Raw genomic sequence first — 23386 nt, 5'->3', positions numbered from 1 at the left:
CCGAAACCATCGCTCCAACATCCGAGAGACCTGACCATGGCCACCAAGCAGAAGACCCTCGAAGACGCCTTCTACGAGACCCTGAAGGACGTGTACTACGCCGAGAAGCAATCCGTCCGCGCCCTCAAGAAATCCGCCAAGGCGGCGGAGAACGACGAGCTGCGCGAGGCCTTCACCACGCATGCCGAGGAGAGCGCCCATCAGGTCGAGCGGCTGGGCCAGGTGTTCGAGATCATCGGCAAGCCGGCCCGCGCCAAGACCTGCGAGGCGATGCAGGGCATCACCTCGGAGATGGAAGAGGACCTCGAGGATTTCGGTGACAGCCCGGCCGCCGACGCCGTGCTCATCGGCTGCGCCCAGGCGGTGGAGCATTACGAGATCGCCCGCTACGGCACCCTCAAGACCTGGGCCCGCCAGCTCGGCCACGAGGACGCGGCCAAGCTCCTGGAGGAGACTCTCGAGGAGGAGAAGAAGACCGATGCGCTCCTGAGCGAGATCGCCGAGCGGATCAACGTGGACGGCTCCGAGACGGACGCGGCCGAGGGGGACGCGCCGCGCGGCAAGGCGGCGAAGGGCAAGGCCAAGGCCGACCCGGCGGACGCGGCCGACGACCTGGAAGAGCCGGCCAAGGACGAGCCGGCCAAGGGCGCGAAGGCGAAGGCCAAGGCCTGATCCCCGGTTCGCAGCCCGACGGGACGCGACGCCAGGCCGTGCCCGATCCGACAGGATCGTGCACGGCCTTCGTCGTTCCGGGGGTCTTCGAGGATCCCATCCCAACGCCGCTTGATCCCTTCTGGATGGCGGAGTCGGGTTTCGCTCAGGCGGCGCGGGAGACGGAGAGCTTGGCGAGTTCCACGGCCGCCCGCAATTCGATGTCGGCGATGAGGCCGTCGAGGCGGGGGTCGCCGCTGTCGCCGCTGCGCTGCGACAGGCGCCCGGCGATGGCCTGGAGGTCCCGGGTCGAGACCCGTCCCATGATGAGGGAGGCCTTCAGGCGGTCGAGGCCGTCGAGGAGGTCGTGGCCGCGCCGGGTCGCGCGGCGGCGGCGTTCCTCGGGCGTGTCGGCGTTGGTCTGGAGGGTGAGGATCGCGTCGAGGCCGGCGAGCGAGGCGGTGGGCGTCGCGGCGGCGCTCGTGGTCGCGGCCGGCATCGGCCCGAGGGCGAAGGCCGGGCCCGTCTCCGGGCGGCGCGGCGCGGCGGCCCCACCCGCGGGGGCGGCGGCGAAGCGGGGGTCGATGCGCATGGTGGGACGACCGTTCCGAACCCGCGCGGCCCCTCTCATCCGCCCCGGAGCCGCGCGGAGCCGGGGGGCGGCCGACCCGACCTCCCCCGACGCGGGGATGGGGATCGGTGCGAGGCGGCAGAATCCGGCCGGAGTGGTTAACCACCGGTAAACACCCCGGCAGAACCTGCCGGGTCGGCACGAAGCGCGCCCGGCAGGGCCGCTCACACCGGCTTCGATGCCAGAAAAACTTGTTCGATTTCAACGGTTTGCGGAAATCGTGCGGTTGGCATGCTCCTGGCAGATTGCGGATGGACTGAGCCCTCCATCGAAGCGCACCATGCGAATTCAGATGCCGTCATCGATCGAACGCCTCGCCCGGTGCCTGATGGCCCTGGCCTGCGCCCTGACGCTGGCGGCCCCGAACCGGGCCTTCGCCCTGTCGCGGGTTAAGGACATGGCGAGCATCGAGGGCGTGCGCCAGAACCAGCTCGTCGGCTACGGCATCGTCGTCGGCCTCAACGGCACCGGCGACACCCTCAACAACATCCCGTTCACCAAGCAGTCGCTCCAGGCCATGCTGGAGCGCCTCGGGGTCAACACGCGGGGCGCCACCATGCGGACCCAGAATCTCGCCGCCGTGATGGTGACGGCGAGCCTGCCGCCCTTCGCCACCCAGGGCAACCGCATCGACATCACCGTGTCGTCGCTCGGCGACGCGAAGTCCCTCCAGGGCGGCACCCTGCTGGTGACGCCGCTGCTGGGCGCCGACGGCGAGGTCTACGCCCTGGCCCAGGGATCGGTCGCCATTGCGGGATTCTCCGCCGAGGGCGACGCCGCCAAGATCACCCGGGGCGTGCCCACCAACGGGCGCGTGCCCAACGGGGCGATGATCGAGCGCGAGATGGCGTTCAAGATGAACGACATGCGCTCCTTGCGCCTGTCCCTGCGCAACCCCGACTTCACCACCTCGAAGCGGATCGCGGCCGCCATCAACGATTTCATGGGCGCCGACACCGCCGAGCCGACGGACCCCGCCACCGTTACCCTGCAGATCCCGCCGAAGTACAACGGCAACATGATCCGCCTCGTCACCGAGATCGAGCAGCTCAAGGTCGAGCCCGACCAGACCGCGCGGGTCATCGTCGACGAGCGCTCGGGCATCATCGTCATGGGCCGGGACGTCCGGGTCTCCACCGTCGCCATCGCGCAGGGCAACCTCACCGTCACCATCACCGAGCAGCCGCAGGTGAGCCAGCCCGCGCCCCTGTCCAACGGCCAGACCACGGTGGTGCCGCGCACCGGCGTGAAGGTCGATACCGGCGAGGGCAACAAGCTCGCCCTGGTCAAGGAGGGCGTGACCCTGCGCGAGCTCGTCGACGGCCTGAACGCGCTCGGCGTAGGCCCCCGCGACCTCATCTCGATCCTCCAGGCGATCAAGGCCTCGGGCGCCCTCCAGGCCGATATCGAGGTGATGTGATGCCGCTTCCCTTTCCTTCCCGCACGAGAGGTTGACCATGCTGCTTGCTCCCCTCGCCGCCTCCGCCGCCATCGGCGTCGGAAAGGCCATCGTCGGCGACATCGCCAAGACGGTGGCGGGTGCCTCGAAGACCGCCGCCGCCACCGCGACGCCGAAGAGCGCCGCCGAGGCGAAGGCGCGCAAGGCCTCGAACGAGTTCGAGACCATGTTCCTCGAGCAGAGCCTCGATCGCCTCGCCCAGTCCGAGGGCACCGAGGGGCCGCTCGGCGACAACGGCACCGGCGGCGGCGTCTACCGCTCGATGCTCACCAAGGAATATGCCGGCCAGATCGTGAAGAGCGGCGGCGTCGGCATCGGCGATCAGGTGTTCCGCGAGATGATGAAGATGCAGGAGGGCGGCCGTGGCAGCGTCAACTGAAGGGTCTCTTCGCATCGTCGACCGCGCGGGGGCCGGCAGCCTCGTGGCCCGGGTGATGGAGAGTCTGGAGGCACTGGAGGGCGTGCTCGCCCGGGAGAGCGACCACATCCGCGTCGGGCGCCTGCGCGAGGGGCTGGCGGAGGCCGAGCGCAAGACCGGCCTGTCGGCGGCCTACCTCCAGGGGCTCGAGACCATCAAGGCCAATGCCATCGCGCTCGCGCGCTTCGCCCCCGAGGGCCTCGAGGCCCTCAAGGCGGCCCATCGGCGCTTCACGGCGGTGGTGGAGGCCAACCAGATGGTGCTCGCCACGGCCCGCTCCGTCTCGGAGGGGCTGGTGAAGTCGCTCGCCGAGGAAGTCGGCCGCGCCCGCGCGCCCACCGTCTACGGCCGCCCGTCGCACGCCCCCTCCCCCTACGCCCGCCCCGGCATGGGCGCCGGCCAGTCCCTGGTGCTGTCGCGCAGCCTGTGAGGGATCAGGGCCGGCCGGTCCCCATGCGCACGAAGCCGCGGACGGGGCCGTACTCCGTGGCCGTGCGCGTGTCGATGGACAGGCGGCCCATGGAGAGCGGCGCGGTGGTCCGTCGGTCCGCCGCGAGGCCGGCCGCCACCCGGCCGGACAGGCGCAGGCAGGTGGTGGTGCCCGGCACCCGGACGAACCCGGCCCCCTGCGACGGGCACGGCAGGAGATCCCCGGCCGGCGCAACCGCCCGCTCGCGGGCCAAGGCCGGGCCGGCGAGCCCGATCCCCAATCCGAGGGCGACGAGGAACCCTTTGGCCGACGATCCCGGCATGATTTGCTCCCGAACGGGTCTGACGATGAGCGGTGTCCGCGCGCCGGTGGTCTTTACGCCCCGTTATGTCTCTTCTGTCTAGGCTTCCGTTGCGGACATCACGGGCCACGATCATGCGCGCCAAGCGGACGAGTCTCGTCCACCTCATCTACTTCTCCCGGCTCAACCTGGCGGCCGATGCGCCGACGCGCAGCCGTCAGCTCAACGAAATCACCCGGCACGCGCAGAAGAAGAACGAATTCTCCGTCATCACCAGTTTCCTCGTGGTCGAGCAGAACGTCGCCGCCCAGATCATCGAGGGCGAGCGTGCTTCGGTCAACGACACCTTCAACCGGATCGCCGCCGATTCGCGCCACCGCGACGTGCAGATCGTGGAATGGCGCGAGATCGTGAAGCGGGAATTCGTGCACTCGTTCTCCACCGGCGTGCGCGGCCCGGTCAACGAGGCCATCTTCCTGAAGGCGAACCTGATGCCGATGTTCCAGCGCGGGACGCCGAAGGCCGGCGGCATCCACGCCCTCGCCATGCAACTGCAGACGGAATCCATGTCGAAGCAGGGCATCGATCACCTGTTCGTCTGACGGTGCTCCCGAAACGCCGGGTCTCGTCGCGCACCCCCCGGTGCGGCGGACGTGTCCCGAGAGACATCGATCCCCCGGACGACCTGTCGCCGCCACGGCCTGAGATCCACGATTCATGAGCGAGACGCCTCCGATCCTCATCGTCGACGACCAGGACAAGCTCCTGAAGCTCGTCGTCCTGCTCATGAACCGGCTCGGGTTTCCGGATGTGGACGGCGTCAACGATGCGGCCACGGCCCTCGAACGCCTGCGCACCCGCAAGTACGCCCTCGTGATCTCCGACCTCGACATGGAGCCCATGGACGGCCTCGCCTTCCTGCGCGAGATCCGGGCCGACGACGCCCTGATGAACACGCCCTTCATCCTGACCGAGGCCTCGTTCGACTTCGAGGACATCAACCTCGCCCACCAGGCCGGCGCCGATGCCTTCATCCTGAAGCCGTTCGACATGTCGGTGCTGAAATCCAAGCTGAAGCAGGTCATCAACCGCAAGCCGCGCAAACGCGAGGCCCCCCTCGCCGCCGAATCCGCGCTGAGCGTCGATTTCCCCATGCTGGGCAAGTTCTGACGGACGGCCTCCGGCTCTTCGAAGGCCGCTCCGGACCGATGCGCCGTCAGGCCTTCGCCGTCAGGCCGGCACGAGGCGCCGGTAGAGGTGCCAGGTGGCGTGCCCGAGGACCGGCATGACCACGGCGAGGCCGATGAAGAGCGGCAGCGAGCCCATCACCAGCAGCCCGGCGACGACGAAGCCCCAGGCCACGAGGGTGCGCGGGTTGCGCCGGAAGGCCGCAAGCGAGGTCTCGACGGCCGTGAGCGCATCGACGTGCCGGTCCACCACCATCGGCACCGAGACGAGGCTGACGGCGAGCACCAGCACCGAGAACGCGAAGCCCACGAGGTTGCCGAGCACGATCAGCGCCCAGCCGCGCGGCGTGGTGAGGACGTCGGCGACGAAGCCCAGCACCGTGTCGGGCTGCGCCGTGCCGTAGAGTGCCCAGTACAGGCCCTGCGCGGCGATGAGCCAGGCGACGAAGATCACCGCCAGGACGAGGCCGAGCATGCCGAGGGCCCAGGCCGAATGCCGCCGCAGGCTGGTGAAGGCGCGGCGCCCGTCCGTATCGAGGCCGGCCGCGCGGCGACGGCTGAGTTCGTAGAGGCCGACGGCCGCGAACGGCCCGATGAGGGCGAAGCCGGCCGCCAGGGGAAACAGCATCGGCAGGACGTTGTTGCCGAAGGTGAGTCCGGCGAGGAACACCCCCGCCAGGGGATAGATCAGCCCGAGGAAGAAGACGTGGCTCGGCATGGCCAGGAAATCGTCCAGGCCTTGCCGGAGCGAGGCCCTGAGGTCCTCGGCGCCGATGTCGCGGACCGCCGGTTGGGCGGTGTCCCGAGCTTGGTGGAGTGTCTGAATGGTCGCCATGGTGGTCCGCCCTCGATCAGGGTGACGCTCGCGACCGTCCACAGGCGAGACACACGAACCACGCTCGCAGATGTCGAGAGCAGATGGCCCACAGGCTACACCCGGAACGGCGCGCTGTCCGCCCAATTCGACGGCGTGGAACCTTGGCTATACAGTTGATGCGTGCCGAACATCGGAGATCGGTCCGAAAGCGGGCATCGCTTTCGACGAAAGCCGATGCTTCACGGCGGGTTGGTCGGAAACGCGCCGCCGGCCTACCAAGCCTCCGTTCGCTTCCGGTCATCCGCGATGTCGGTGAACCGCACGGCCGGGGGCCCTTCGTCCTCGTCGTTCAGGAGGAAGGCGGCGGTGGCCATGGCGGGCGCGCCGTCGCTCGGCGAAACCGGGTGCGACCTTTCGGGGCGATCCAGAACGAACGGGGAACGCTAGAACCGGTCGACGTTCCGCGCGAGACCCGTTGCCCATGTCTGCCCCTCGCTTGTCCGCCCTACGCTCGTCCGCCCTTCGCTTCGTCCTCGGCGACCAGCTGACCCGAACCCTCCCGACCCTCGACGGCCTCGATCCCGAGACCGATACCGTGCTGATGGTCGAGGTGATGGAGGAGGCGACCTACGTTCCGCACCACAAGCAGAAGATCACCCTGATCCTCTCGGCCATGCGCCACTTCGCGGAGGATCTGCGCGCCGAGGGCATCCGGGTCGACTACGTCGCCCTCGACGACCCCGCCAACACAGGGTCCTTCACGGGCGAGCTGGAGCGCGCCGCCCGCCGGCACCTGCCCGACGCGATCGTGGTCACGGAGCCCGGGGAAGCGCGGGTCCTGGCGGCCATGGAAGGCTGGCGGACCCGTCTCAACGTCCCCGTCGAGATCAGGCCCGACACCCGCTTCTACTGTTCCCGCGCGGCCTTCGCCGCCTGGGCCGGGGGCAAGGCCAGCTACCGCATGGAACCGTTCTACCATGCCATGCGCACCCGGACCGGCCTGCTCATGGAGGACGGGGCGCCGGCCGGTGGTCGCTGGAACTTCGACGCCGAGAACCGAAAACCCTGGCCGGCCGACCGGGCTCCGCCGCAGCGCCTGCGCTTCGCGCCGGACGCGACCACCCGAGCGGTCATGACCCTCGTGGCCGCCCGCTTCGCCGGGCATTTCGGCGATCTCGACGGCTTCAGCTGGGGCGTGACGCGGGGACAGGCCCTGGCGGCCCTCGAGGACTTCGCCACGGCCTGCCTTCCCGCCTTCGGGGACTATCAGGATGCCATGCGCTCGGGCGAACCGTTCCTCTATCACGCGACCTTGTCGCCCTACCTCAACGCCGGACTTCTGACCGCCCGCGAGGTGGTCGACCGGGCGCTCGCCGAGTACCGGGCGGGGCGGGTGCCGCTGAACGCCATCGAGGGCTTCGTGCGCCAGATCCTCGGCTGGCGTGAGTTCGTCCGCGGGGTCTACTGGTTGCGCATGCCGGACTACGCGAACAGCAACGCCCTCGGGGCGGAGCGTGCGTTGCCGACCTTCTACTGGACCGGCGAAACGGGGATGAACTGCCTGCATCAGGCGATCGAGGACACCCGGCGCCACGCCTACGCCCATCACATCAACCGGCTCATGATCACCGGCAATTTCGCCCTCCTCGCCGGCATCCGTCCGGCCGAGATCGAGGAATGGTACCTCGTGGTCTATGCCGACGCCTACGAATGGGTCGAGCTCCCGAACGTCCACGGGATGGCGATCTTCGCGGATGGCGGGGTGATGTCGTCGAAGCCCTATGCGGCGGGCGGCGCCTACATCGATCGCATGTCGAACTATTGCGGCGGCTGCGCCTACAGTCCCAAGGTCAAGACCGGCCCCAAGGCCTGTCCGTTCAATTACCTGTATTGGGCATTCCTGATCCGCAACGCCGACACCCTGTCCCGGAACCAGCGCATGGCGATGCCCTACCGGACCCTCGCATCGTGGGACGGGCCACGCCGGGCCACCATCGTGGCGGAGGCCGACCGCTTCCTGGACGGGCTGGCGACGGGCTACCCCGCGGCGCCGGGGCGGGGCTGATCGCCGCCGCACGGAACCGGGATCGGCCGGGTCTCTTGTCGAGGATCATGCCCACAGCCGTGCCCACTTCGCCGTCGCCCCCCGTCGCCCCCCGCCTCTGGCAGCCCCACCGCGTTCTCATCACCCGCGCGGCGCGCGGTTTCCCGCACGGGCGGGCCATCGCCGAACGGGCCGCCGCCCTCGGTGCGGACGTCGTCGAATTGACCGGTGACCGGCTCGTCAACCCGAAGCACGACGACCCGCGTGCCGCCTACCGCGCGGCCAAGGCGACCCTGGCGGTGGTGGTCGCGCCCCCGAGCAAGCGCCGGCTGCAGCCGATCCCGCCCTCGGCCGACTGGCGGTTCGACCTCGCCGAGGGCTGCCATGCCCATTGCCAGTATTGCTACCTCGCCGGCTCCCTCGGCGGTCCGCCGATCACGCGCGTCTACGCGAACGTGGACGAGATCCTCGCGGTCCTGCCGGCGCATCTCGGCACCGGTCAGGTCACCTCGGCCTCACCCGAGCGGGCGCACGAGGGCACCACCTTCGAGGGTTCGTGCTACGCCGATCCCCTCGGCATCGAGCACATCACCGGCAGCTTGGCGGAAGCGGTGCGCTTCTTCGGGCGCTGGGAGGCGCCGGTCCAGCTTCGGTTCACCAGCAAGTTCGGCAATGCCGCGCCGCTGATCGGCCTGCCGCACGGCCGGCGGGTCAGGGTGCGCATGTCCGTGAACGCGCCGGCGCTGATCCGCTACGAGGGCGGCACCAGCCCGCTTCAGTCCCGCCTCGACGCCCTCGCGCAGCTGGGCCGCGACGGCTACCGGATCGGGCTCACGGTGGCCCCGATCCAGCCGTTCCCCGACTGGCCGGCGGGCTACGACGATCTGTTCGCCCGAACCGCCGCTGTCCTCGCGGGCATCGACGACCTCGACCTGACGGTGGAGCTCATCACCCACCGGTTCACCCCCGCCTCGAAGGCCGTCCTGGGGGATTGGTATCCGGGCAGCGACCTCGACCTCGACGAAGGGGCCCGCACCCGCAAGCTCACGAAATTCGGCTCGACGAAGTTCGTCTATCCCGCCGAGACCATGCGCCAGTTGCGGACATCCCTTACCGACCTGGCGGGGCGGCACTTGCCCATGGCCCGCCTGCTCTACTGGACCTGATCGCGCCCGGGGCTTCGTCCAATCGGGGATTCGGACCCGGTGAGATCCCGTGCGCCCGGGACGCGGTCACGCCGCCGCCGAATGGGGCGGACGAACCCCTTGCCCGTCCCCGTCCACGACATATAACAAGAACGTATCATGAACTCGTCGGTGTCTGAAGCTTTCGCGAAGAGGACGAACGCCCCATGGCCCGTTACCGCTTCCACGCCCTGAACGGTTCCGAATTCGTGTTCGATGCCGTCGGCAAGGACATCCGTGTTCCCGACCGCGTGACGCGCTGGGCCAGGAAGGTGGCGCAGGACTCCATGCGCAGTTTGGACGAAGGCGGCGACTGGTCGGACTGGTACGTCAGCGTCCACGACCTCAGCGGTCGGCGCATCCTCGTGCACCCCTTCGTGGGCAAGGATGGGACGCATGACGGCATCCCTCACCCCGACGGCTACGGTCTTCACACATCTCGCGGGAAGCGCAGGTCCCCTCTCCTGGAAGGAGAGGGAGCTCCAGTGCGCCTCCCGCCCGCATCCGGATGCCTGCCGCTGCACGGAATCGGCCCGTTCGCAGTTGTGTGAGTCCGGTAGCCCCGACAGTGCGGGTTTGCGGCGGGGCGGAGGATTGTCGTCCGCCGGATCGCGGGCCGTGTCGAACGCGGCAAACTGAGCGTCCGTCGCCTGGGCTCGGACCCTCTGCGTCATCATGGAGGCGGCCCCGCAGCGAACCCGGGATCGCATCGGCCGGTTGAGGTGCCATGAGCCAGCCAACGCCCGAATCCGATCCGCAGATCGTCGACGCCCGTCGTCGCGAGATGGCCATCGAACATCTGCTGTTCGGCACCATCCGCTTCCTCGCGCAGCACCATCCCGAACTGCTCGACGACCTCGACGCCAGCGTCGATCACCTCTGGGACAAGGGCCCGGACGCGGAGCGCGACGACGAGGCCGTGCGCCATGTCGCACGCCGCTTCATCGGAAGCCTGCGCGCCGAGCGCTAGGACGGCGCGCGCACGGACACCACCCGGAAGACGGCAGGCTCGGGTGCCGGGACCAGCGTCCCGCGTGTCTCAGGCGGCGCGCTTCTGGTAATCCTTGATGTCGGTGAACCGCACGGCCGGTGCCCGCTCCTCCTCGTAGCGCAGGGAGAACGCGGTGGTGGCCATGAACACCGGCGCGCCGTCGAGGTCGCTCGCCATGGCCGAGCCGTGGCTGCCGATGAAGCCGTCGAGGTCGGTCTCCTTGTCGGATTCGATCCAGCGGCAGATGGAGAACCGGGTCGGCTCGTAGTCGATGGGCAGGCCGTACTCGGCCTGGAGCCGCTCCTTCAGCACGTCGAGCTGGAGGGCGCCCACCACCCCGACGATGGCCTGGGAGCCGTCATGCGGCCGGAACACCTGCACCACGCCCTCCTCGCCCATCTGCTGCAGGGCCTCGCGCAGCTTCTTCGCCTTCATGGCGTCGGTGAGCTTGATCCGGCGCAGGATCTCGGGGGCGAAGCTCGGCACCCCGCGGAACACGATCTCCTCGCCCTCCGTGAGGGTGTCGCCGATGCGCAGGGTCCCGTGGTTGGGGATGCCGACGACGTCGCCCGCGAACGCCTCGTCCGCGATGGCGCGGTCCTGGGCGAAGAAGAATTGCGGGGCCGAGAGCGACATGGGTTTCCCCGTGCGCACGAGCTTGGCCTTCATCCCCCGGCTCAAGCGTCCCGAGCACACCCGCATGAAGGCGATGCGGTCGCGGTGGTTCGGGTCCATGTTCGCCTGGATCTTGAAAACGAAGCCGGTCATCTTCGGCTCGGTCGGCTCGACGAGGCGCTTGTCGGCGTCCTGGCCGCGCGGCGGCGGGGCGAAGCGGGCGAGCCCGTCGATGAGGTCGCGCACGCCGAAGTTGCGCAGCGCCGAGCCGAAGAACACCGGCGTGAGATGCCCCTCGCGAAAGGCCTGCAGGTCGAAGCGCTTGAGGCCGGTCTCGGCGAGCTCCGCCTCCTCGCGCCAGGTCGCGACCTCGCCCTCCTCCGTCAGGAGCTGGTCGAACAGCGGATCGTCGACGCCCGTCACCGCCACGGTGCCGGCGTCGTCGGCCGCGTCGAGGCGGCGGACCCGGCCGTTGCCGAGGTCGTAGGTGCCGGCAAAGCTCCGGCCCCGGCCGATGGGCCAGGTGACGGGGGCGACGTCGAGGGCCAGCACCTTCTCGATCTCGTCGAGGAGCTCGAACGGGTCGCGGGCCTCGCGGTCGAGCTTGTTCACGAAGGTGACGATGGGGATGTCGCGGAGCCGACAGACCTCGAACAGTTTTCGCGTGCGGGCCTCGATGCCCTTGGCCGCGTCGATCACCATCACGGCCGAATCGACGGCCGTCAGGGTGCGATAGGTGTCTTCCGAAAAGTCCTCGTGGCCCGGCGTGTCGAGGAGGTTGAAGACGCAGTCGCCGTACTCGAACGTCATCACCGAGGTGACGACGGAGATGCCGCGCTCCTTCTCGATGCCCATCCAGTCGGAGCGGGTCGAAACCCGGTTGCGCTTGGCCTTGACCTCGCCGGCGAGCTGAATCGCGCCGCCGAACAGCAGCAGCTTCTCCGTGAGCGTGGTCTTGCCGGCATCCGGGTGCGAGATGATCGCGAAGGTGCGGCGCCGGGCGACGGGGTCGCCTTTCGCGTCGGGCGCTTTGGTTTCGGTCTGCATCAGCATGGCGGGCAACGGTGTTCCGGGTCCGCGACGGGCGGACGATGGTCGCCGGGCGGCGACCAGATGGGGTGGGGCTGTGTAGGCGTTTCCGGGGGCGAGCGCAAAGACGCGGCGTCGGCCTCAGCCCCGGCCGATATACGGCATCTTCGTCGCCAGCACGGTTATGAACTGGACGTTGGCCGAGAGGGGGAGCCCGGCCATGTACACCACCGCGTCCGCCACATGGGCCGCGTCCATCACCGGCTCGGGTTTGATGCTGCCATCGGCCTGGCGGGCGCCTTGCGAAAAACTCCGGGTCATGTCCGTTTCGGCGTTGCCGACGTCGATCTGGCCGCAGGCGATGTCGTGGGCGCGCCCATCGAGGGAGGTGGCGCGGGTGAGCCCCGTCATGGCGTGCTTGGTCGCGGTGTAGGGCGCGGCGTTCGGGCGCGGCACTTGGGCGGCGAGGGAGCCGTTGTTGATGATCCGCCCGCCGCGCGGGTCCTGCGCCTTCATCAGCCGGAACGCGCCTTGCGTGCACAGGAAGGCGCCCGTGAGGTTCACGTCGAGGCTGGCGCGCCAATCGGCGAGGGCGACCTCGTCGATGGGCACGCCCGGCGTGAACACGCCGGCATTGTTGAACAGCACGTCGAGGCGGCCATACGCGTCCCGCGTCCGCGCGAACAAAGCCGCCACGGCGTCGGGATCGGCGACGTCGGCCGCGACGGCGAGGGCCTCGCTGCCCGCGAGTCGCACCGCGTCGGCCACGGCCTCGAGCCGGTCCCGCCGCCGCCCCGCCAGCACCACGGCGTACCCGGCCCCGGCGAGCCCGAGGGCCACCGCCCGGCCGATCCCCGACCCGGCCCCCGTCACCATCGCGATCCGTCCCGCCATCCGCCCACCCGCTCCGGTTTCCGGCTCGCTCATAAAGGCGCCCCGCCCCTGTTGCCAGCCTTCCCCACTCCGTCTAGACACCACCCGGCCTTGCGCCGATGGGGCGTCGCCAAGTGGTAAGGCAGCGGTTTTTGGTACCGCCATTCCCAGGTTCGAATCCTGGCGCCCCAGCCAAGCCCTGTAAAATTCAAACAAAACAATGACTCGGGGCGCGGATCGGCGTCTCGCCGATATCCGTTATCCGTAACAGTTCGCCGGGTGCGACGGGCGTGTCTGTCGGCATGGTCCGACCGTGCGCTTACGCTGCAAGCGAAAAGCCCTGGCGTTGCCGCGCCAGGGCTCGATGCCGGTCGGTCGTGTTCGCGGTTGGGCTAATTCTTGTAGCTGAACGCCACCAGCGTCCCCTGGATCGTGGCGTTGAGGTCGCCTCGGTTCGTTGCGTGGGATCGACCGGCTTGGCTTCGGGACCACCATCTTCGATGAAATCAGGCTCCGGCGTCGATTGACTGCCAAGGTCGAGACGCTCCAACCGCGACGCGACGCGACACGCGCAGGCAGGCCATGGGCGCGTCGGGCCACCACGAAATCCTGGGATCGAACGCCGGTGCTTTCCGGAGGGGAAGACCGGTTCGTCGGAAGCGGGCGACCTGCAACGAAAAGTTGGCGGCGTGGTCCGATCCGGCCGGATCGGGCACGGCTCTAGGGCGCGCAGGCTTCCATGTCGCAGATGGCCGCGATCGCACCCTCGGCCGCCGCGCGGGCCGCGCTCAAGGGGGCCACCAGATCGGCGCCGAGGAGACAGGCCTGCTCCATTTCCAGGCAGCGCCGCGACAGGTCGAAGAAGCCGAGGGAGCCGCTGACCGACAGCAGGGTGTGGGCATCGTGCCGCAGGGCCAGACGGTCGGTGTCCGGCCAGCCGAGCCGCTGCGAGATCTCGATCTTGAGGTGGGCCAGGAGATCCATCAGCCGCGCATGCCCGAACACGCCTTCGAGCTCGGCCAGGGTCGCCGGATCGTAGACCGGCACCGCGCCGGCGGGATGGGACGCGACGCTCGCGCCGGAGGGCCCGTCGAGGATCGTCGTGTCAGGGAAGGGGTGCGCGGATATCGGCACGGGCGAACCATCGCTCACGTTGATGGAGACTTAACCATTACCGGGTAAATGCGTCCGTGCAAAGAGTTGGAACGTGTGATGGATTCCCGCTGTCGGGTTCTGATCGTCGAGGATAACTACCTGCTCCTCGACATGCTCACCCGAGTCTGCGAGCAGGGCGGCCTGCACGTGATTCCCGCCTCCAGCGGCGAGGCGGCCCTGACGGCGATCCGCGAGACGGGACGCGCCATCGATTGGTTGTTTACGGATATCAATCTGCCCGGCCTCGTGGACGGCTGGAGTGTCGCCGACGCGTTCCGGGCCCTGCATCCCGGCCGGCCCGTGGTCTACGCCTCCAGCGGCACGCATCCCCGGGGGCGGGCCGTCAGCGACAGCCTGTTCGTCGCCAAGCCGTTCCGGATGCAGCCCATCGCCGAACTCGCCCGCGGCATCGCCGCCGCCACGGGATCGCACGCCGCCGGCTGAACGGTTTCGGGCCGATCGGCGTCAGGAGAACATCGCCCGCACCGCGGGGGCGCCACGCCAGGCCGCCACGCGCGGACAGACGAGGGCCTCCATGGGATGGCGGGCATAGGCCGCGAAACTGCCGGCGACGAAGGCTTTGCGGTCGAGCAGGATGGTGCTCGCGCCGCCCCGCTCCTTCGGCTTGAAGTGGGTGGTGCCGGCGAGCCCGTAGCGCCGCGCGATCTCGGGATAGAGCGGCCAGACGGCATCCGCCACGAGATCGTCGGCGAGGTAATCCTCCGCCGCCAGGTCCAACGGCGCCAGGCCCGCTTCCCGCGCGAGGCGCCGGGCGAGGTCGGCGAGCACGAAGACTTTCGGGTGGTTGAGGACGTGCATGAAGCAGCCTCGGCGCGCCCAGCGCGCCAGCTCCGCGTCGAGGGGGAAAGCGATGTCGCGGGCGCTGCCGAGGAGATAGGCGCTCGCTTCGCTCCAGGCGTCGTAGTAGCCGAGGTGCGCGAACACGTCGTCCCGGAACAGGGCGAGGGTCTCGTTCACCGTGCGGCCCTCGAGGTAGGCGCAGAGCGCGATGGCCGAATGGTACGGTCCCATGGGCGAGTGCACGAGGCGAGTGGCCGAGAGCGCGCCGACATCGCCGACATGGACCATGTCGGGGTGGAAGGCCGGGAACAGGATCGTCGGGTACAGGCGTATCCGCGGGTCGTTCCGCGCGAGGGCGTGGACGTTGCCGCCCGCGACGAAGCCCTCGGGAAAGAACTGGGAGAAGACGTGATCGAACGGGGTGAGGTGATCACGCAGGCGCGCCAGGGTGGCGTGGTCCCGGCCCAGGCCGGCCAGGGGCACCAGGGTGACCCGGGCGTCGGGCAGGAGAAGGCTCAGGACGCGCGCGATGCCGTCGGCCTGGCAATTGCCCAGCACGGCGATGCGGGGCCCGGTGCGCTCCGGTTCCGCTTCGGCAGCGGCCCGGCGCCACGGTCCCGCCCAGGATGGCGACCAAGAACCCGGTGATGAGACGGATCGCGCGAGGGTCTCGACCCGTGCGAAGGCCCGGTGCGGCCAGCCTGTGAGCGATCGGATGAGAGGTGCCGCCGTGGTGATGAACCCTTACGCCGATCTACCGGCCGAGCGATTCTGGCGCAAGGCCGTGGCCGGCGTGCCGCCCTTCGCCCTGGCGCCGGGGCCGAGCGGCGCGTTTCTCATCCCGCCGGGCGCCCGGGTCGCCACCGCCGGGAGCTGCTTCGCCCAGCACGTCGCGCGCGCCCTGACGGAGGCCGGGTTCGGCCGCTACCTCGCCGAGCCGGTCCCCGCCGGCCTGTCGCCGGCGGCGGCGGAGGCGCGCCAGTACGGCACCTATTGCGCCCGTTACGGCAACGTCTACACCGCGCGCCAGCTGCTCCAGCTGTTCGACCGGGCCTACGGCACCTACGTGCCGGACCTCGCGGCCTGGACCCGGCCGGACGGGCGCCGCGTCGATCCGTTCCGTCCGGCCATCGAGCCCGACGGGTTCCCGGACGAGGCCGCGTTGCTCGCGTCGCGCGAAAACCACCTCGCGGCCGTGCGGACGATGTTCGAGGAGCTCGACGTGTTCGTCTTCACCCTCGGGCTCACGGAGGGCTGGGAGCACCGGGCCGATGGGGCGGCCCTGCCGGTGGCGCCGGGCGTGATCGGCGACGGCTTCGATCCGGACCGCTACGCCTTCGTCAACGCCCGTGCCGGAGGCGTGCGCGACGACCTGCTCGCCTTCCTCGACCGGCTGTTCCGCGTGAACGCGAAGGCGCGCGTGATCCTCACGGTATCGCCGGTGCCGCTCATCGCGTCCTACGCGGATCGGCACGTCCTGGTGTCCAACGCCTACAGCAAGGCGGCCCTGCGGGTGGCGGCGGAGGAAGTGGTCGAGGCGGAGCCACGCGCGGTGTATTTCCCCGCCTACGAGATCGTCACCAGCACGGCCAATGCCGGCCGCTACTACGCCGACGACCTGCGCTCGGTGACGCCCGAGGCCGTCGCCCACGTCATGCGGGTGTTCCTCGGTGCCTTCACCAACGCCGCGCCCGTCGCGCGGGTGCCCCACCCGCTCGGCCTCGAATACGCCCGCGCGGCCGGCGTGGTCTGCGACGAGGAGGCCATCGAGCGCAGTCTGGTCTGAGCGCCTACTGCAGGTGCTTGAAGTAGGTGTCGCCGGCGGCGCGCTTCAACTCCGCGCCGGCCTCCGCGCCGATGCGGGCCGCGTCGGCGACGGCGCCTGAGCGCTGCACCGCCCAGTGGGCGCTGCCGTCGGGCAGGAACAGCAGGCCGTCGAGGGACAGGGTGTCGCCGTCGATCCGGGCGAGGGCGGCGATGGGCGTACGGCACGAGCCGTCGAGTTCGGCGAGCAAGCTGCGCTCGGCGGCGAGTTCGGCCGTCGCCCGTTGGCTGACCAGGGGAGCGAGCAGTGCGCGCACGTCGGCATCCCCTTCGCGGCACTCGATGCCCAGCGCCCCCTGGGCCACGGCCGGCAGCATCTCGTCGACGGCGAGGACGGAGCGGGCCATCTCGGCCATGCCGAGGCGTTCCAGGCCGCACAGGGCCAGGAGGGTGGCGTCGCAGGTCCCCTCCTCCAGCTTGCGCATCCGGGTGTTGGCGTTGCCGCGCAGGGGAACGATGCGCAGATCCGGCCGGCGCATGAGCACCTGGGCCGCCCGGCGCAGCGACGAGGTCCCGATCCGCGAACCGGCGGGCAGGTCGGAAAAACCGGCGGCGCGGGGCGACAGGAAGGCGTCGCGCGGGTCGTCGCGCTCCAGGATGCAGGCGATGACAAGACCCTCGGGCAGCCAGGTCTCCACGTCCTTCATGGAATGGACGGCGACATCGACCACGTCGGCGAACAGCGCCTGTTCGAGTTCCTTGGTGAACAGGCCCTTGCCGCCGATTTCCGAGAGCGGCCGGTCGAGGATGCGGTCGGCCACGGTGTTGACCACCACGATCTCGGTCTCGAGCCCCGGATTGGCGGCGACGATTCTGTCGCGGACCATCCCGGTCTGGGCGAGCGCCATCGGGCTGCCGCGCGTGCCGATGCGGAGGGGGCGCTGAAGCCTGGGCGGGGTCGTGGGCGAAATCATGGGCGCGGATCGCTCAGGGTGGGTTGCCTGACCACCGTGGTACGCAGTCCGCACGGCCCTGTCACCGGGCATCCGACTCCGCGTCGTCACGGCTTGGGCGATGAATCGAGCGGTTGTGTTAGCCGAAAATTATCGGGTCGTGACGCCTCCTGGTTGCAAAGCTTGGCTGGGCTCTGAGGCGAGACCCGGACGCGAGAACGGCGACGAATGAGACCGAGTAAGCTTGAGCGCTACTATCAGGCCGAGTTCGGCCCGCGCGACGATCCGGATGCGGACGAGGCGCCGCCGCCGCGTGGCCGCCGTCCGGAGCGCGAGGCCCGGCATGAGCGCTCCGCGCGGCGGGGGGTCGGACCGTTCAAGCTCGTGCTGCTCCTCGGCTCCCTCGGATTCTTCGCGGCCTCCGTGCTGATGCCGTGCGGTGCCGGCAACCGCCCGGGCTTCCTGCCGCAGGGCCTCGTCTCGGCCGTCTGCGCCCGTCAGGAGGTCGCCGGCCACGTCCTCGGCCTGGAAGACCGGTTCCGCTCCATCTCCAACGCCCTGCGGTAGGGCTTCGCCGTGCCCGCCCTTCCCGTTCCGAGACTCGACGCATGACGACCTATCGCGACACGCCGCTCTCGCCCCGGATCGCGTCCACGGACACCGCCCTGGAGGTTGCGCGGGCGCCCCCCAGGGAGCCCCGGACGTCGTTCGCCCGGGCGGATGCGGACGGCGCGACGGCCTTCGCGGCGGAGCGCCGGCTGCTCAGGGAATCCTACGCGAAGGAGCCTCGGCGCGGCGGCATCGGCTGGAAGATCGGCCTCGTCGTCGATGTGGCGCTGCTGTGCCTGCCGATCCCGGCGGTGATCGTGATCCCGCCGCTGCTGGAGTGCCGGCACACCGCGATCCATGTCGGGTTCTTCGCGGGCGATTCCTTCGAAGCCTGCGCCCGGCGCCGGATCGTCGCCCGCTGGAACCACCTCGATTCGCGGATGAAGATGATCGTGCGCAATTCCGGGCAGTGAGGCGCCGGGTCCGGCGCCTCATACCAGCTCCGCTCGATCCCGTCGGGATGGCGGAATCGGGCTTCGCTCAAGCGCCGCGCGGACTGCCCGGGACGGGCTCCGGTCCGATCGGGGGAGCCCGCATCAGAACGCCTGGAGCGTCAGTTCCGTGTGCTCGACGCTGGGGGGCGCCTCGAAGAACGGCGACACCATGGCACGATAATCCTGCCAGGCCTGGGAGCCGGTGAAGTCCTTGGTATGGTTCTCCAGGCTGTCCCACTCGATGAGCAGGCGGTAGCGCTGCGGCTTCTCGATGGAGCGGCGAACCGCGAAGCTGCGGCAGCCCTTGGCGGCCCGGAAGATCTCGGCGGCCTTGGCGATGCCGGCCTCGAAGTCGGCTTCCGAGCCGGGCTTGAGATCGATCTGAGCGATTTCGAGGATCATGGCGGGTCCTTGGTCCGGGAAGGGGTTCAGCGCAGGGGCCGGCCGAGGGTCCGGGCCAGGATGCGCTGCGGGCTGCGCTCGGGGTCGGCCTGGTCGGCGACCTTCAGGTAGGCGGTCTGCTCCAGCATGTAGCGGCCGCCCATGGCGCCGTGCATCACGAGGTCCGAGAACGTCACCCAGGTCTGGCCCGGTTCGAAGCGGATGTCGGCCTGGGGCGCGTCGGCCTGATAGGCCATGTCCTGTTTCAGGGCGTCGTGCAGGTGCAGCATGAGGTGGTCGTATTCCGAGCGCCGCGCCTTGGTGATCTTCAGGGCCGCCAGCAGGCGTGCCGAGAGGGGCGAGTAGCCGGGGAGCTTCGGCACGAACTTCTGGGCCATGGACGCGAAATCCTCGCCCACCCGCCACAGGCGGGGCTGGCCCTCCGGGTTGATGTTGCGGAAAATCCGAAGAATGCGCTTCTCGCCGATGGGGTTGGACGGGAAGGCGTCGATATGCAGGCGGGTGTCGTCGCGCCGCCAGCTCAGCTTGCGCTGGTCCACCTCGAACGGCCGGTAGGAGGTGCCGGCCAGCGACACCTTGCCGATGTAGGCCGGCAGGTGGCGGGCGATCAGCGCCTCCGCGAAGGCGCGGTAGCGGATGAGGAGCTGGCGCAGCGCCTCCTGTTCCTCCGGCGTCCCGGCCGCGCCCCGCAAGGTGGCGGCCTCGCCCCGGATGTTGACGTTCTTGGCCTTGCCGTCGGCGAAGGGCCGCTCGACGAAGCGTTCCTCGAACGGGCTGAACGGGAAGTCGAGGTCCGGGAACATCAGGACCGCGCCGCCCTCGAGGGCATCGACCAGGGACGGCGTGCCGGGGGCCGACCCTTCGCGGGAGACGGAAACGATCGGGCTGATCATCGCAGGAAGCGTCCTGGGTTTCGGCGGGTCTAGACGCCGTTTAGCCGAAGGTGATGCCCGAGACCAACCCGGGCGCCCGCATCGCGAATACCGGTGGATGACGGGTTTGTCCGGTTGTCAGGGCACGGTGGCGGGCTCAACCATTCGGTTCCCGTCGCGCGCAACTCCCAAGCGTGCGGCACGTTTGTGTGACGGTCCCGGTTCCGAGGTCGGAGACCGGCGCCGGCAAGGAAGCCAGCATGGCGACGTTGAAGGAATTCGAGGAGTCGCTGCGCGAGCACGGGATGCTCATGGCGCTCGCTCTGCTGGAGCGCCTGCGCGAGCGCGACCGGGCCACCCGCACCATCAAGCCGGCCCGGCGTCTGACGGGCCAGAAGATGACGCCCGAACTCGCCCGCGCCATCCTCGATCTTCACGCCTCCACGGGGATGACCCAGCAGGAGATCGCCTTCAAGGTCGGGGTTAACCAGGGCCGGGTCAACGAGGTGATCAAGCACGGCAAGTGGCTCGACGACGATCCCCATGCCCCGGAGGCCATCGCCCGCGACCGGGCCAAGGCGCGCCTCCGGGCCGAGCCCGTGGCCAAGCGGCCGCCGGTCAAGCGGGCGAAGCCCGCGCCGCGGACCGGCGCTCCGGCACGGCGCCCGAGCCCCCAGGGCCAGCTCATCTTCGGCGACCTCTAGGGCCTCGTCCCAGCCTTCGCAGCGAGGCCGATGTCCCCACCGACTGTCCCCGCCGACGCGGTCACGCGCCGCAGGATCGACGGGCGGCGTGCGGCGTTTTCCCGCCGGCCGCATGGATTCGCCGCGCGGCGCAGGGGATCGATCCCATGACGCGTTTCCTCCTCGCGCTGATCTGCATCGGCGCGGTCGGCCCGGCTTACGCCCAGCGGCTTTCGACCACCGCCATGAGCTGCGCACGTGCCCAGGGCATCGTCGGAAGTCAGGGCGGCGTGGTTCTCGGCACGGGCGGGGCGACCTACGACCGCTTCGTGCGCGACCGCAGTTTCTGCGAGATCACCGAGATCACCATCCCGGCCTTCGTGCCGGCGGGCGACACGCCGCGCTGCTTCGTCGGCTATCGCTGCAAGGAGCCGGGACGCGGCGACCGATTCGACGACGAATCCTGAGGGTTCGGACACGAAAACGCCCCGGCCTTTCGGCCGGGGCGCCCTCAAGGCCGGGAACGAAGCGTCGCTTACGCCGCCTGCTGCACCGTGCCCTCGATGGTCGGCGCAGCCGAGGCGCGCCCGGTGGCGATCTGGATCTGACGCGGCTTCTTTGCCTCCGGAATCTCGCGGACGAGATCGATGTGGAGGAGGCCGTTCTCCAGCACCGCGCCCGTCACCTGGACGTAGTCGGCGAGCTGGAAGCGGCGCTCGAAGGCGCGCGCGGCGATGCCCTGATGCAGGAACGTCACCGGCTTGTCCGGATCGGTCGCGCGCTCGCCCTTCAGCGTGAGCGCGTTCTCCTTGACCTCGATGGACAGATCGGAGTCCGTGAAGCCCGCGACCGCCACCGTGATCCGGTAGGCGTTCTCGCCGGTGCGCTCGATGTTGTAGGGGGGATAGGTCGGGGCCTGATCGGCGGCGACGTACTGGTCGAGGGCCGAGAACAGGCGGTCGAATCCGACGGTGGAGCGATAGAGGGGAGCAAGATCGAACTGACGCATGACATATTCTCCATAAGAAGCAACATGCTTAGATCGGGTCCGCCCGAGGGCCGGACCGGTCGCACCGCCGTTACGGCCGGTGCTCCCATGATATTGGCGGTGACGTTTGTGCTCGCAAGAGCCTGGATCGCGCGATCGCGCGCGTTTTTTCGGATTTTTCCGACACGGTGACACGCCGGAAGGGATGGCATGGCAGAACAGACGCCAGGGCGGGGACATCCCTGCCGCACGAGGATCGGTCGATGCTGACGCTGGGCTCCACACCCGACAACCCGGTCCCGCCCGGGGGCGCCCTCAAGGCGGTCCGCACCGACGACGGCATCGAACTCAGGGTCGCGCATTGGCGCCCCACCACCCGCCTCGTGAAGGGCACCGTCTGCCTGCTTCAGGGCCGGGCCGAGTTCATCGAGAAGTACTACGAGACGGTCAGTGACCTGCGCGGGCGCGGCTTCGCCGTCGTTGCGTTCGATTGGCGCGGTCAGGGCGAATCGCAGCGCCAGGTCGCCGACGCGCACAAGGGCCACGTCGCCTGGTTCGACGATTACCGCCGCGACCTCAAGGCCGTCGAGGATGCGGTCCTGCGCCCCCTGATGCCGCATCCGCACGTGGGCCTCGCCCATTCCATGGGGGGCGCCGTGGCCTTCACCGGGGCCTGCGACGGCTGGCTGCCGTTCAGCCGGATCGTGACCGTGGCGCCGATGCTCGCCATCCGCATGGTGCGCTGGCCGGCCGGGGCCTCGGTTCTGGCCCGCTTCCTTCACCGCCTCGGGCTCGGCCGCCGGTACATTCCGTTCGGCAAGCCGACCTCCATCGCCACCAAGCCGTTCGCGGGAAACCGGCTGTCGACGGACCCGATGCGCTACGCGCGCAACGCCGAGGCCGCGCGCGCCGTCGGGGCGGGTGCGGTTGGGGACCCCACCATCGCGTGGCTCGCCGGGGCGTTCCGCGCCATGGCGCGCCTGCGCGACAGGCGGGTGGCCGCCACCATCGCCATTCCGAGCCTCATCGTCGCGGCCGGCGCCGACCCCGTCTGCGAGACGCGGGCGACGGAACGGTTCGCGCGCCTCGTGCGCGGCGCGCACATCCTCGTGCTGCCCGGTGCCCGCCACGAGATCCTGTCGGAGGGCGATGCCATCCGCGAGGATTTCTGGGCGGCCTTCGACGCCTTCGTGCCCGGCAACGTCGCCGAGGCGATCCCGACCGAGACTTACGCCAAAGCCTGACCTCCGCCGACCGGATCTAGGGGTTGAGGAGCCGCAACGCCTCCGCGTGGAGCGCCCGGTCGCCCGCCGCCACGATGCGCCCGCCCGGAGCGGCCGAACCCCCGTCCCAGGCGGTGATGACGCCGCCCGCACCCTCGACGATGGGGATGAGGGCGACGATGTCGTAGGGCTTGAGCCCGGCCTCGACCACGAGGTCGATCTGTCCGGCGGCCAGCATGCAATAGGCATAGCAATCGGTGCCGTAGCGCGACATCCGCACGGCGGCCTCGATGGCGGCGAAGCCGTCGCGTTCCGGTCCCTCGGCGAACAGGCGCGGATCGGTGGTGGCCAGGAGGGCGTGCTTCAGGCTCGTCCCGCGCCGGGTGCGCAGAACCCGCTCGCCCCTGGCCGAGCGCATCCGCGCCGTGGCGCCGTCGCCCCAGAAGCGTTCGCCGAGATAGGGCTGGTGCATCAGGCCACGCACGGGCGCACCGTTCCGGGTGAGGCCGATGAGGGTGCCCCAGGTCGGCAGGCCGGCGATGAACGCGCGGGTGCCGTCGATGGGATCGAGCACCCACACGCATTCGGCCTCGAGATTCTCCGAACCGAATTCCTCGCCGAGGATGCCGTGGGTCGGGAAGGTGCGGCGGATCAGGCCGCGGAGGATTACCTCCGCCGCCCGATCGGCTTCCGTGACGGGATCGAAGGTGCCGCTGCCGTGGCCCTTGTCGTCCAGGCCGAAGGCGGCCCGGAAGAACGGCAGGATCGCCTGACCCGATTCGGTGGCGAGGTCGTCCATGAACCGCGCGAGATCGACGACGCTCATCGGGATTTCCTCTCCGGGTCCGGGGCGGCAACGAAACGGACGCGGC

28 protein-coding genes, 1 tRNA gene and 1 pseudogene are annotated in these 23386 nt (G+C 69.8%); 18 read left to right on the top strand and 12 right to left on the bottom strand.

Features of this window, described 5'->3' with window-relative positions:
* Positions 1-36: 36 nt before the first annotated feature.
* Positions 37-582, top strand: a pseudogene (locus tag MKK49_RS18675) (ferritin-like domain-containing protein); the annotation flags it as partial.
* A gap of 235 nt (positions 583-817) precedes the next feature.
* Here MKK49_RS18675 and MKK49_RS18670 read toward each other — a convergent pair.
* A complete protein-coding gene (locus MKK49_RS18670) occupies positions 818-1243 on the bottom strand; it encodes a flagellar assembly protein FliX (RefSeq protein WP_244031182.1) in 426 nt (141 codons plus the stop codon).
* Positions 1244-1610: 367 nt separating this feature from the next.
* Between MKK49_RS18670 and MKK49_RS18665 the strand changes: the two genes are divergently transcribed.
* The 3 genes from MKK49_RS18665 to MKK49_RS18655 are packed head-to-tail and all read left to right on the top strand — an operon-like array spanning position 1611 to position 3589.
* Positions 1611-2702 carry a flagellar basal body P-ring protein FlgI gene (locus tag MKK49_RS18665; RefSeq protein WP_244031287.1) on the top strand — a complete coding sequence of 364 codons (1092 nt, stop codon included), beginning with the start codon at positions 1611-1613 and terminating at the stop codon, positions 2700-2702.
* A gap of 37 nt (positions 2703-2739) precedes the next feature.
* Positions 2740-3120, top strand: a complete 381-nt coding sequence (locus tag MKK49_RS18660) for a rod-binding protein (protein WP_244031181.1) — start codon at positions 2740-2742, stop codon at positions 3118-3120.
* Positions 3104-3589, top strand: coding sequence for a hypothetical protein (locus MKK49_RS18655; protein ID WP_244031179.1), 486 nt, complete (start codon positions 3104-3106; stop codon positions 3587-3589). Before MKK49_RS18660 ends, MKK49_RS18655 begins: the two co-directional genes overlap by 17 nt.
* A gap of 4 nt (positions 3590-3593) precedes the next feature.
* Here MKK49_RS18655 and MKK49_RS18650 read toward each other — a convergent pair whose 3' ends face one another.
* On the bottom strand, positions 3594-3911 hold the full coding sequence (locus MKK49_RS18650; RefSeq protein WP_244031178.1) for a porin: 318 nt from the start codon (positions 3909-3911) through the stop codon (positions 3594-3596).
* Positions 3912-4024: 113 nt separating this feature from the next.
* Here MKK49_RS18650 and MKK49_RS18645 point away from each other — a divergent pair, with 113 nt between their 5' ends.
* A complete protein-coding gene (locus MKK49_RS18645; RefSeq protein ID WP_244031177.1) occupies positions 4025-4492 on the top strand; it encodes a BLUF domain-containing protein in 468 nt (155 codons plus the stop codon).
* Between the two features lie 115 nt (positions 4493-4607).
* On the top strand, positions 4608-5060 hold the full coding sequence (locus tag MKK49_RS18640; protein WP_244031176.1) for a response regulator: 453 nt from the start codon (positions 4608-4610) through the stop codon (positions 5058-5060).
* Between the two features lie 60 nt (positions 5061-5120).
* Here MKK49_RS18640 and MKK49_RS18635 read toward each other — a convergent pair whose 3' ends face one another.
* Positions 5121-5912: a DUF2189 domain-containing protein gene (locus MKK49_RS18635; protein ID WP_244031175.1), complete on the bottom strand. Its 792-nt coding sequence runs from the start codon at positions 5910-5912 to the stop codon at positions 5121-5123.
* 463 nt (positions 5913-6375) lie between these two features.
* Here MKK49_RS18635 and MKK49_RS18630 point away from each other — a divergent pair, with 463 nt between their 5' ends.
* From MKK49_RS18630 to MKK49_RS18615, 4 genes are all read left to right on the top strand, one after another.
* Positions 6376-7959 carry a cryptochrome/photolyase family protein gene (locus tag MKK49_RS18630; protein ID WP_244031174.1) on the top strand — a complete coding sequence of 528 codons (1584 nt, stop codon included), beginning with the start codon at positions 6376-6378 and terminating at the stop codon, positions 7957-7959.
* Positions 7960-8006: 47 nt separating this feature from the next.
* Positions 8007-9104, top strand: a complete 1098-nt coding sequence (locus MKK49_RS18625; protein ID WP_409565098.1) for a spore photoproduct lyase family protein — start codon at positions 8007-8009, stop codon at positions 9102-9104.
* Positions 9105-9289: 185 nt separating this feature from the next.
* Positions 9290-9673 (top strand): DUF6894 family protein, encoded by a 384-nt coding sequence (locus tag MKK49_RS24710; protein WP_313899187.1) that lies wholly within the window; start codon positions 9290-9292, stop codon positions 9671-9673.
* 176 nt (positions 9674-9849) lie between these two features.
* On the top strand, positions 9850-10092 hold the full coding sequence (locus MKK49_RS18615; RefSeq protein ID WP_244031172.1) for a hypothetical protein: 243 nt from the start codon (positions 9850-9852) through the stop codon (positions 10090-10092).
* 69 nt (positions 10093-10161) lie between these two features.
* Here the strand turns inward: MKK49_RS18615 and MKK49_RS18610 are convergent, their stop codons facing one another.
* Both MKK49_RS18610 and MKK49_RS18605 read right to left on the bottom strand, forming a co-directional pair.
* Positions 10162-11781, bottom strand: a complete 1620-nt coding sequence (locus MKK49_RS18610) for a peptide chain release factor 3 (protein WP_244031170.1) — start codon at positions 11779-11781, stop codon at positions 10162-10164.
* A 117-nt stretch (positions 11782-11898) separates the two neighbouring features.
* Complete coding sequence (locus MKK49_RS18605; protein WP_244031168.1) at positions 11899-12651, bottom strand: SDR family oxidoreductase; 753 nt, start codon at positions 12649-12651, stop codon at positions 11899-11901.
* A gap of 99 nt (positions 12652-12750) precedes the next feature.
* Here MKK49_RS18605 and MKK49_RS18600 point away from each other — a divergent pair.
* Positions 12751-12825, top strand: a tRNA-Gln gene (locus MKK49_RS18600).
* A gap of 525 nt (positions 12826-13350) precedes the next feature.
* Here the strand turns inward: MKK49_RS18600 and MKK49_RS18595 are convergent.
* Positions 13351-13764 carry an Hpt domain-containing protein gene (locus MKK49_RS18595; protein WP_244031166.1) on the bottom strand — a complete coding sequence of 138 codons (414 nt, stop codon included), beginning with the start codon at positions 13762-13764 and terminating at the stop codon, positions 13351-13353.
* A gap of 78 nt (positions 13765-13842) precedes the next feature.
* Between MKK49_RS18595 and MKK49_RS18590 the strand changes: the two genes are divergently transcribed.
* Positions 13843-14229 (top strand): response regulator, encoded by a 387-nt coding sequence (locus MKK49_RS18590; protein ID WP_244031164.1) that lies wholly within the window; start codon positions 13843-13845, stop codon positions 14227-14229.
* Positions 14230-14250: 21 nt separating this feature from the next.
* Here MKK49_RS18590 and MKK49_RS18585 read toward each other — a convergent pair whose 3' ends face one another.
* A complete protein-coding gene (locus tag MKK49_RS18585) occupies positions 14251-15144 on the bottom strand; it encodes a WcbI family polysaccharide biosynthesis putative acetyltransferase (protein WP_244031162.1) in 894 nt (297 codons plus the stop codon).
* Between the two features lie 178 nt (positions 15145-15322).
* Here MKK49_RS18585 and MKK49_RS18580 point away from each other — a divergent pair, with 178 nt between their 5' ends.
* Complete coding sequence (locus MKK49_RS18580; protein ID WP_244031286.1) at positions 15323-16372, top strand: GSCFA domain-containing protein; 1050 nt, start codon at positions 15323-15325, stop codon at positions 16370-16372.
* A gap of 4 nt (positions 16373-16376) precedes the next feature.
* Here the strand turns inward: MKK49_RS18580 and hemC are convergent, their stop codons facing one another.
* On the bottom strand, positions 16377-17324 hold the full coding sequence (gene hemC / locus MKK49_RS18575; protein WP_279595621.1) for a hydroxymethylbilane synthase: 948 nt from the start codon (positions 17322-17324) through the stop codon (positions 16377-16379).
* 207 nt (positions 17325-17531) lie between these two features.
* On the opposite strand from hemC, the gene MKK49_RS18570 reads away from it, so the two are divergent.
* Positions 17532-17870: a hypothetical protein gene (locus MKK49_RS18570; RefSeq protein WP_244031160.1), complete on the top strand. Its 339-nt coding sequence runs from the start codon at positions 17532-17534 to the stop codon at positions 17868-17870.
* Between the two features lie 41 nt (positions 17871-17911).
* Entirely contained in the window at positions 17912-18325 is a 414-nt protein-coding gene (locus MKK49_RS18565) for a hypothetical protein (RefSeq protein ID WP_244031158.1), read from the top strand.
* Positions 18326-18448: 123 nt separating this feature from the next.
* On the opposite strand, the gene MKK49_RS18560 is transcribed toward MKK49_RS18565, so the two are convergent.
* Complete coding sequence (locus MKK49_RS18560) at positions 18449-18748, bottom strand: antibiotic biosynthesis monooxygenase family protein (protein ID WP_244031156.1); 300 nt, start codon at positions 18746-18748, stop codon at positions 18449-18451.
* Between the two features lie 26 nt (positions 18749-18774).
* The gene (locus MKK49_RS18555; RefSeq protein WP_244031154.1) at positions 18775-19641 is read right to left on the bottom strand and encodes a Kdo hydroxylase family protein; all 867 of its coding nucleotides are present in this window, start codon (positions 19639-19641) and stop codon (positions 18775-18777) included.
* A 239-nt stretch (positions 19642-19880) separates the two neighbouring features.
* Here MKK49_RS18555 and MKK49_RS18550 point away from each other — a divergent pair, with 239 nt between their 5' ends.
* Both MKK49_RS18550 and MKK49_RS18545 read left to right on the top strand, forming a co-directional pair.
* Entirely contained in the window at positions 19881-20324 is a 444-nt protein-coding gene (locus MKK49_RS18550) for an RNA polymerase subunit sigma-70 (RefSeq protein ID WP_244031152.1), read from the top strand.
* Between the two features lie 146 nt (positions 20325-20470).
* A complete protein-coding gene (locus tag MKK49_RS18545; protein ID WP_244031150.1) occupies positions 20471-20770 on the top strand; it encodes a hypothetical protein in 300 nt (99 codons plus the stop codon).
* Positions 20771-20838: 68 nt separating this feature from the next.
* On the opposite strand, the gene MKK49_RS18540 is transcribed toward MKK49_RS18545, so the two are convergent.
* Positions 20839-21312, bottom strand: coding sequence for an Hsp20 family protein (locus MKK49_RS18540; RefSeq protein ID WP_244031148.1), 474 nt, complete (start codon positions 21310-21312; stop codon positions 20839-20841).
* Between the two features lie 242 nt (positions 21313-21554).
* Here MKK49_RS18540 and MKK49_RS18535 point away from each other — a divergent pair, with 242 nt between their 5' ends.
* A complete protein-coding gene (locus MKK49_RS18535; RefSeq protein WP_244031147.1) occupies positions 21555-22535 on the top strand; it encodes an alpha/beta fold hydrolase in 981 nt (326 codons plus the stop codon).
* 16 nt (positions 22536-22551) lie between these two features.
* Here MKK49_RS18535 and hisN read toward each other — a convergent pair whose 3' ends face one another.
* Positions 22552-23340, bottom strand: coding sequence for a histidinol-phosphatase (gene hisN, locus MKK49_RS18530; protein WP_244031146.1), 789 nt, complete (start codon positions 23338-23340; stop codon positions 22552-22554).
* Between the last annotated feature and the right edge of the window lie 46 nt (positions 23341-23386).

This window comes from Methylobacterium sp. J-090 (assembly GCF_022829345.1).
In the GTDB taxonomy this organism is placed as follows: Bacteria; Pseudomonadota; Alphaproteobacteria; order Rhizobiales; family Beijerinckiaceae; genus Methylobacterium.
This window is presented reverse-complemented; position numbering and strand designations above follow the sequence as displayed.

What these genes read in the sequence shown, in the direction of transcription:
- MKK49_RS18670 (WP_244031182.1), bottom strand. Translation starts at nt 1,243, where the DNA reads ATGCGCATCGACCCCCGCTTCGCCGCCGCCCCCGCGGGTGGGGCCGCC.
- MKK49_RS18665 (WP_244031287.1), top strand. Translation starts at nt 1,611, where the DNA reads ATGGCCCTGGCCTGCGCCCTGACGCTGGCGGCCCCGAACCGGGCCTTC.
- MKK49_RS18660 (WP_244031181.1), top strand. Translation starts at nt 2,740, where the DNA reads ATGCTGCTTGCTCCCCTCGCCGCCTCCGCCGCCATCGGCGTCGGAAAG.
- MKK49_RS18650 (WP_244031178.1), bottom strand. Translation starts at nt 3,911, where the DNA reads ATGCCGGGATCGTCGGCCAAAGGGTTCCTCGTCGCCCTCGGATTGGGG.
- MKK49_RS18645 (WP_244031177.1), top strand. Translation starts at nt 4,025, where the DNA reads ATGCGCGCCAAGCGGACGAGTCTCGTCCACCTCATCTACTTCTCCCGG.
- MKK49_RS18640 (WP_244031176.1), top strand. Translation starts at nt 4,608, where the DNA reads ATGAGCGAGACGCCTCCGATCCTCATCGTCGACGACCAGGACAAGCTC.
- MKK49_RS18635 (WP_244031175.1), bottom strand. Translation starts at nt 5,912, where the DNA reads ATGGCGACCATTCAGACACTCCACCAAGCTCGGGACACCGCCCAACCG.
- MKK49_RS18630 (WP_244031174.1), top strand. Translation starts at nt 6,376, where the DNA reads ATGTCTGCCCCTCGCTTGTCCGCCCTACGCTCGTCCGCCCTTCGCTTC.
- MKK49_RS18625 (WP_409565098.1), top strand. Translation starts at nt 8,007, where the DNA reads ATGCCCACAGCCGTGCCCACTTCGCCGTCGCCCCCCGTCGCCCCCCGC.
- MKK49_RS24710 (WP_313899187.1), top strand. Translation starts at nt 9,290, where the DNA reads ATGGCCCGTTACCGCTTCCACGCCCTGAACGGTTCCGAATTCGTGTTC.
- MKK49_RS18615 (WP_244031172.1), top strand. Translation starts at nt 9,850, where the DNA reads ATGAGCCAGCCAACGCCCGAATCCGATCCGCAGATCGTCGACGCCCGT.
- MKK49_RS18610 (WP_244031170.1), bottom strand. Translation starts at nt 11,781, where the DNA reads ATGCTGATGCAGACCGAAACCAAAGCGCCCGACGCGAAAGGCGACCCC.
- MKK49_RS18605 (WP_244031168.1), bottom strand. Translation starts at nt 12,651, where the DNA reads ATGGCGGGACGGATCGCGATGGTGACGGGGGCCGGGTCGGGGATCGGC.
- MKK49_RS18590 (WP_244031164.1), top strand. Translation starts at nt 13,843, where the DNA reads ATGGATTCCCGCTGTCGGGTTCTGATCGTCGAGGATAACTACCTGCTC.
- MKK49_RS18580 (WP_244031286.1), top strand. Translation starts at nt 15,323, where the DNA reads ATGAACCCTTACGCCGATCTACCGGCCGAGCGATTCTGGCGCAAGGCC.
- hemC (WP_279595621.1), bottom strand. Translation starts at nt 17,324, where the DNA reads ATGATTTCGCCCACGACCCCGCCCAGGCTTCAGCGCCCCCTCCGCATC.
- MKK49_RS18570 (WP_244031160.1), top strand. Translation starts at nt 17,532, where the DNA reads ATGAGACCGAGTAAGCTTGAGCGCTACTATCAGGCCGAGTTCGGCCCG.
- MKK49_RS18565 (WP_244031158.1), top strand. Translation starts at nt 17,912, where the DNA reads ATGACGACCTATCGCGACACGCCGCTCTCGCCCCGGATCGCGTCCACG.
- MKK49_RS18560 (WP_244031156.1), bottom strand. Translation starts at nt 18,748, where the DNA reads ATGATCCTCGAAATCGCTCAGATCGATCTCAAGCCCGGCTCGGAAGCC.
- MKK49_RS18555 (WP_244031154.1), bottom strand. Translation starts at nt 19,641, where the DNA reads ATGATCAGCCCGATCGTTTCCGTCTCCCGCGAAGGGTCGGCCCCCGGC.
- MKK49_RS18550 (WP_244031152.1), top strand. Translation starts at nt 19,881, where the DNA reads ATGGCGACGTTGAAGGAATTCGAGGAGTCGCTGCGCGAGCACGGGATG.
- MKK49_RS18545 (WP_244031150.1), top strand. Translation starts at nt 20,471, where the DNA reads ATGACGCGTTTCCTCCTCGCGCTGATCTGCATCGGCGCGGTCGGCCCG.
- MKK49_RS18540 (WP_244031148.1), bottom strand. Translation starts at nt 21,312, where the DNA reads ATGCGTCAGTTCGATCTTGCTCCCCTCTATCGCTCCACCGTCGGATTC.
- MKK49_RS18535 (WP_244031147.1), top strand. Translation starts at nt 21,555, where the DNA reads ATGCTGACGCTGGGCTCCACACCCGACAACCCGGTCCCGCCCGGGGGC.
- hisN (WP_244031146.1), bottom strand. Translation starts at nt 23,340, where the DNA reads ATGAGCGTCGTCGATCTCGCGCGGTTCATGGACGACCTCGCCACCGAA.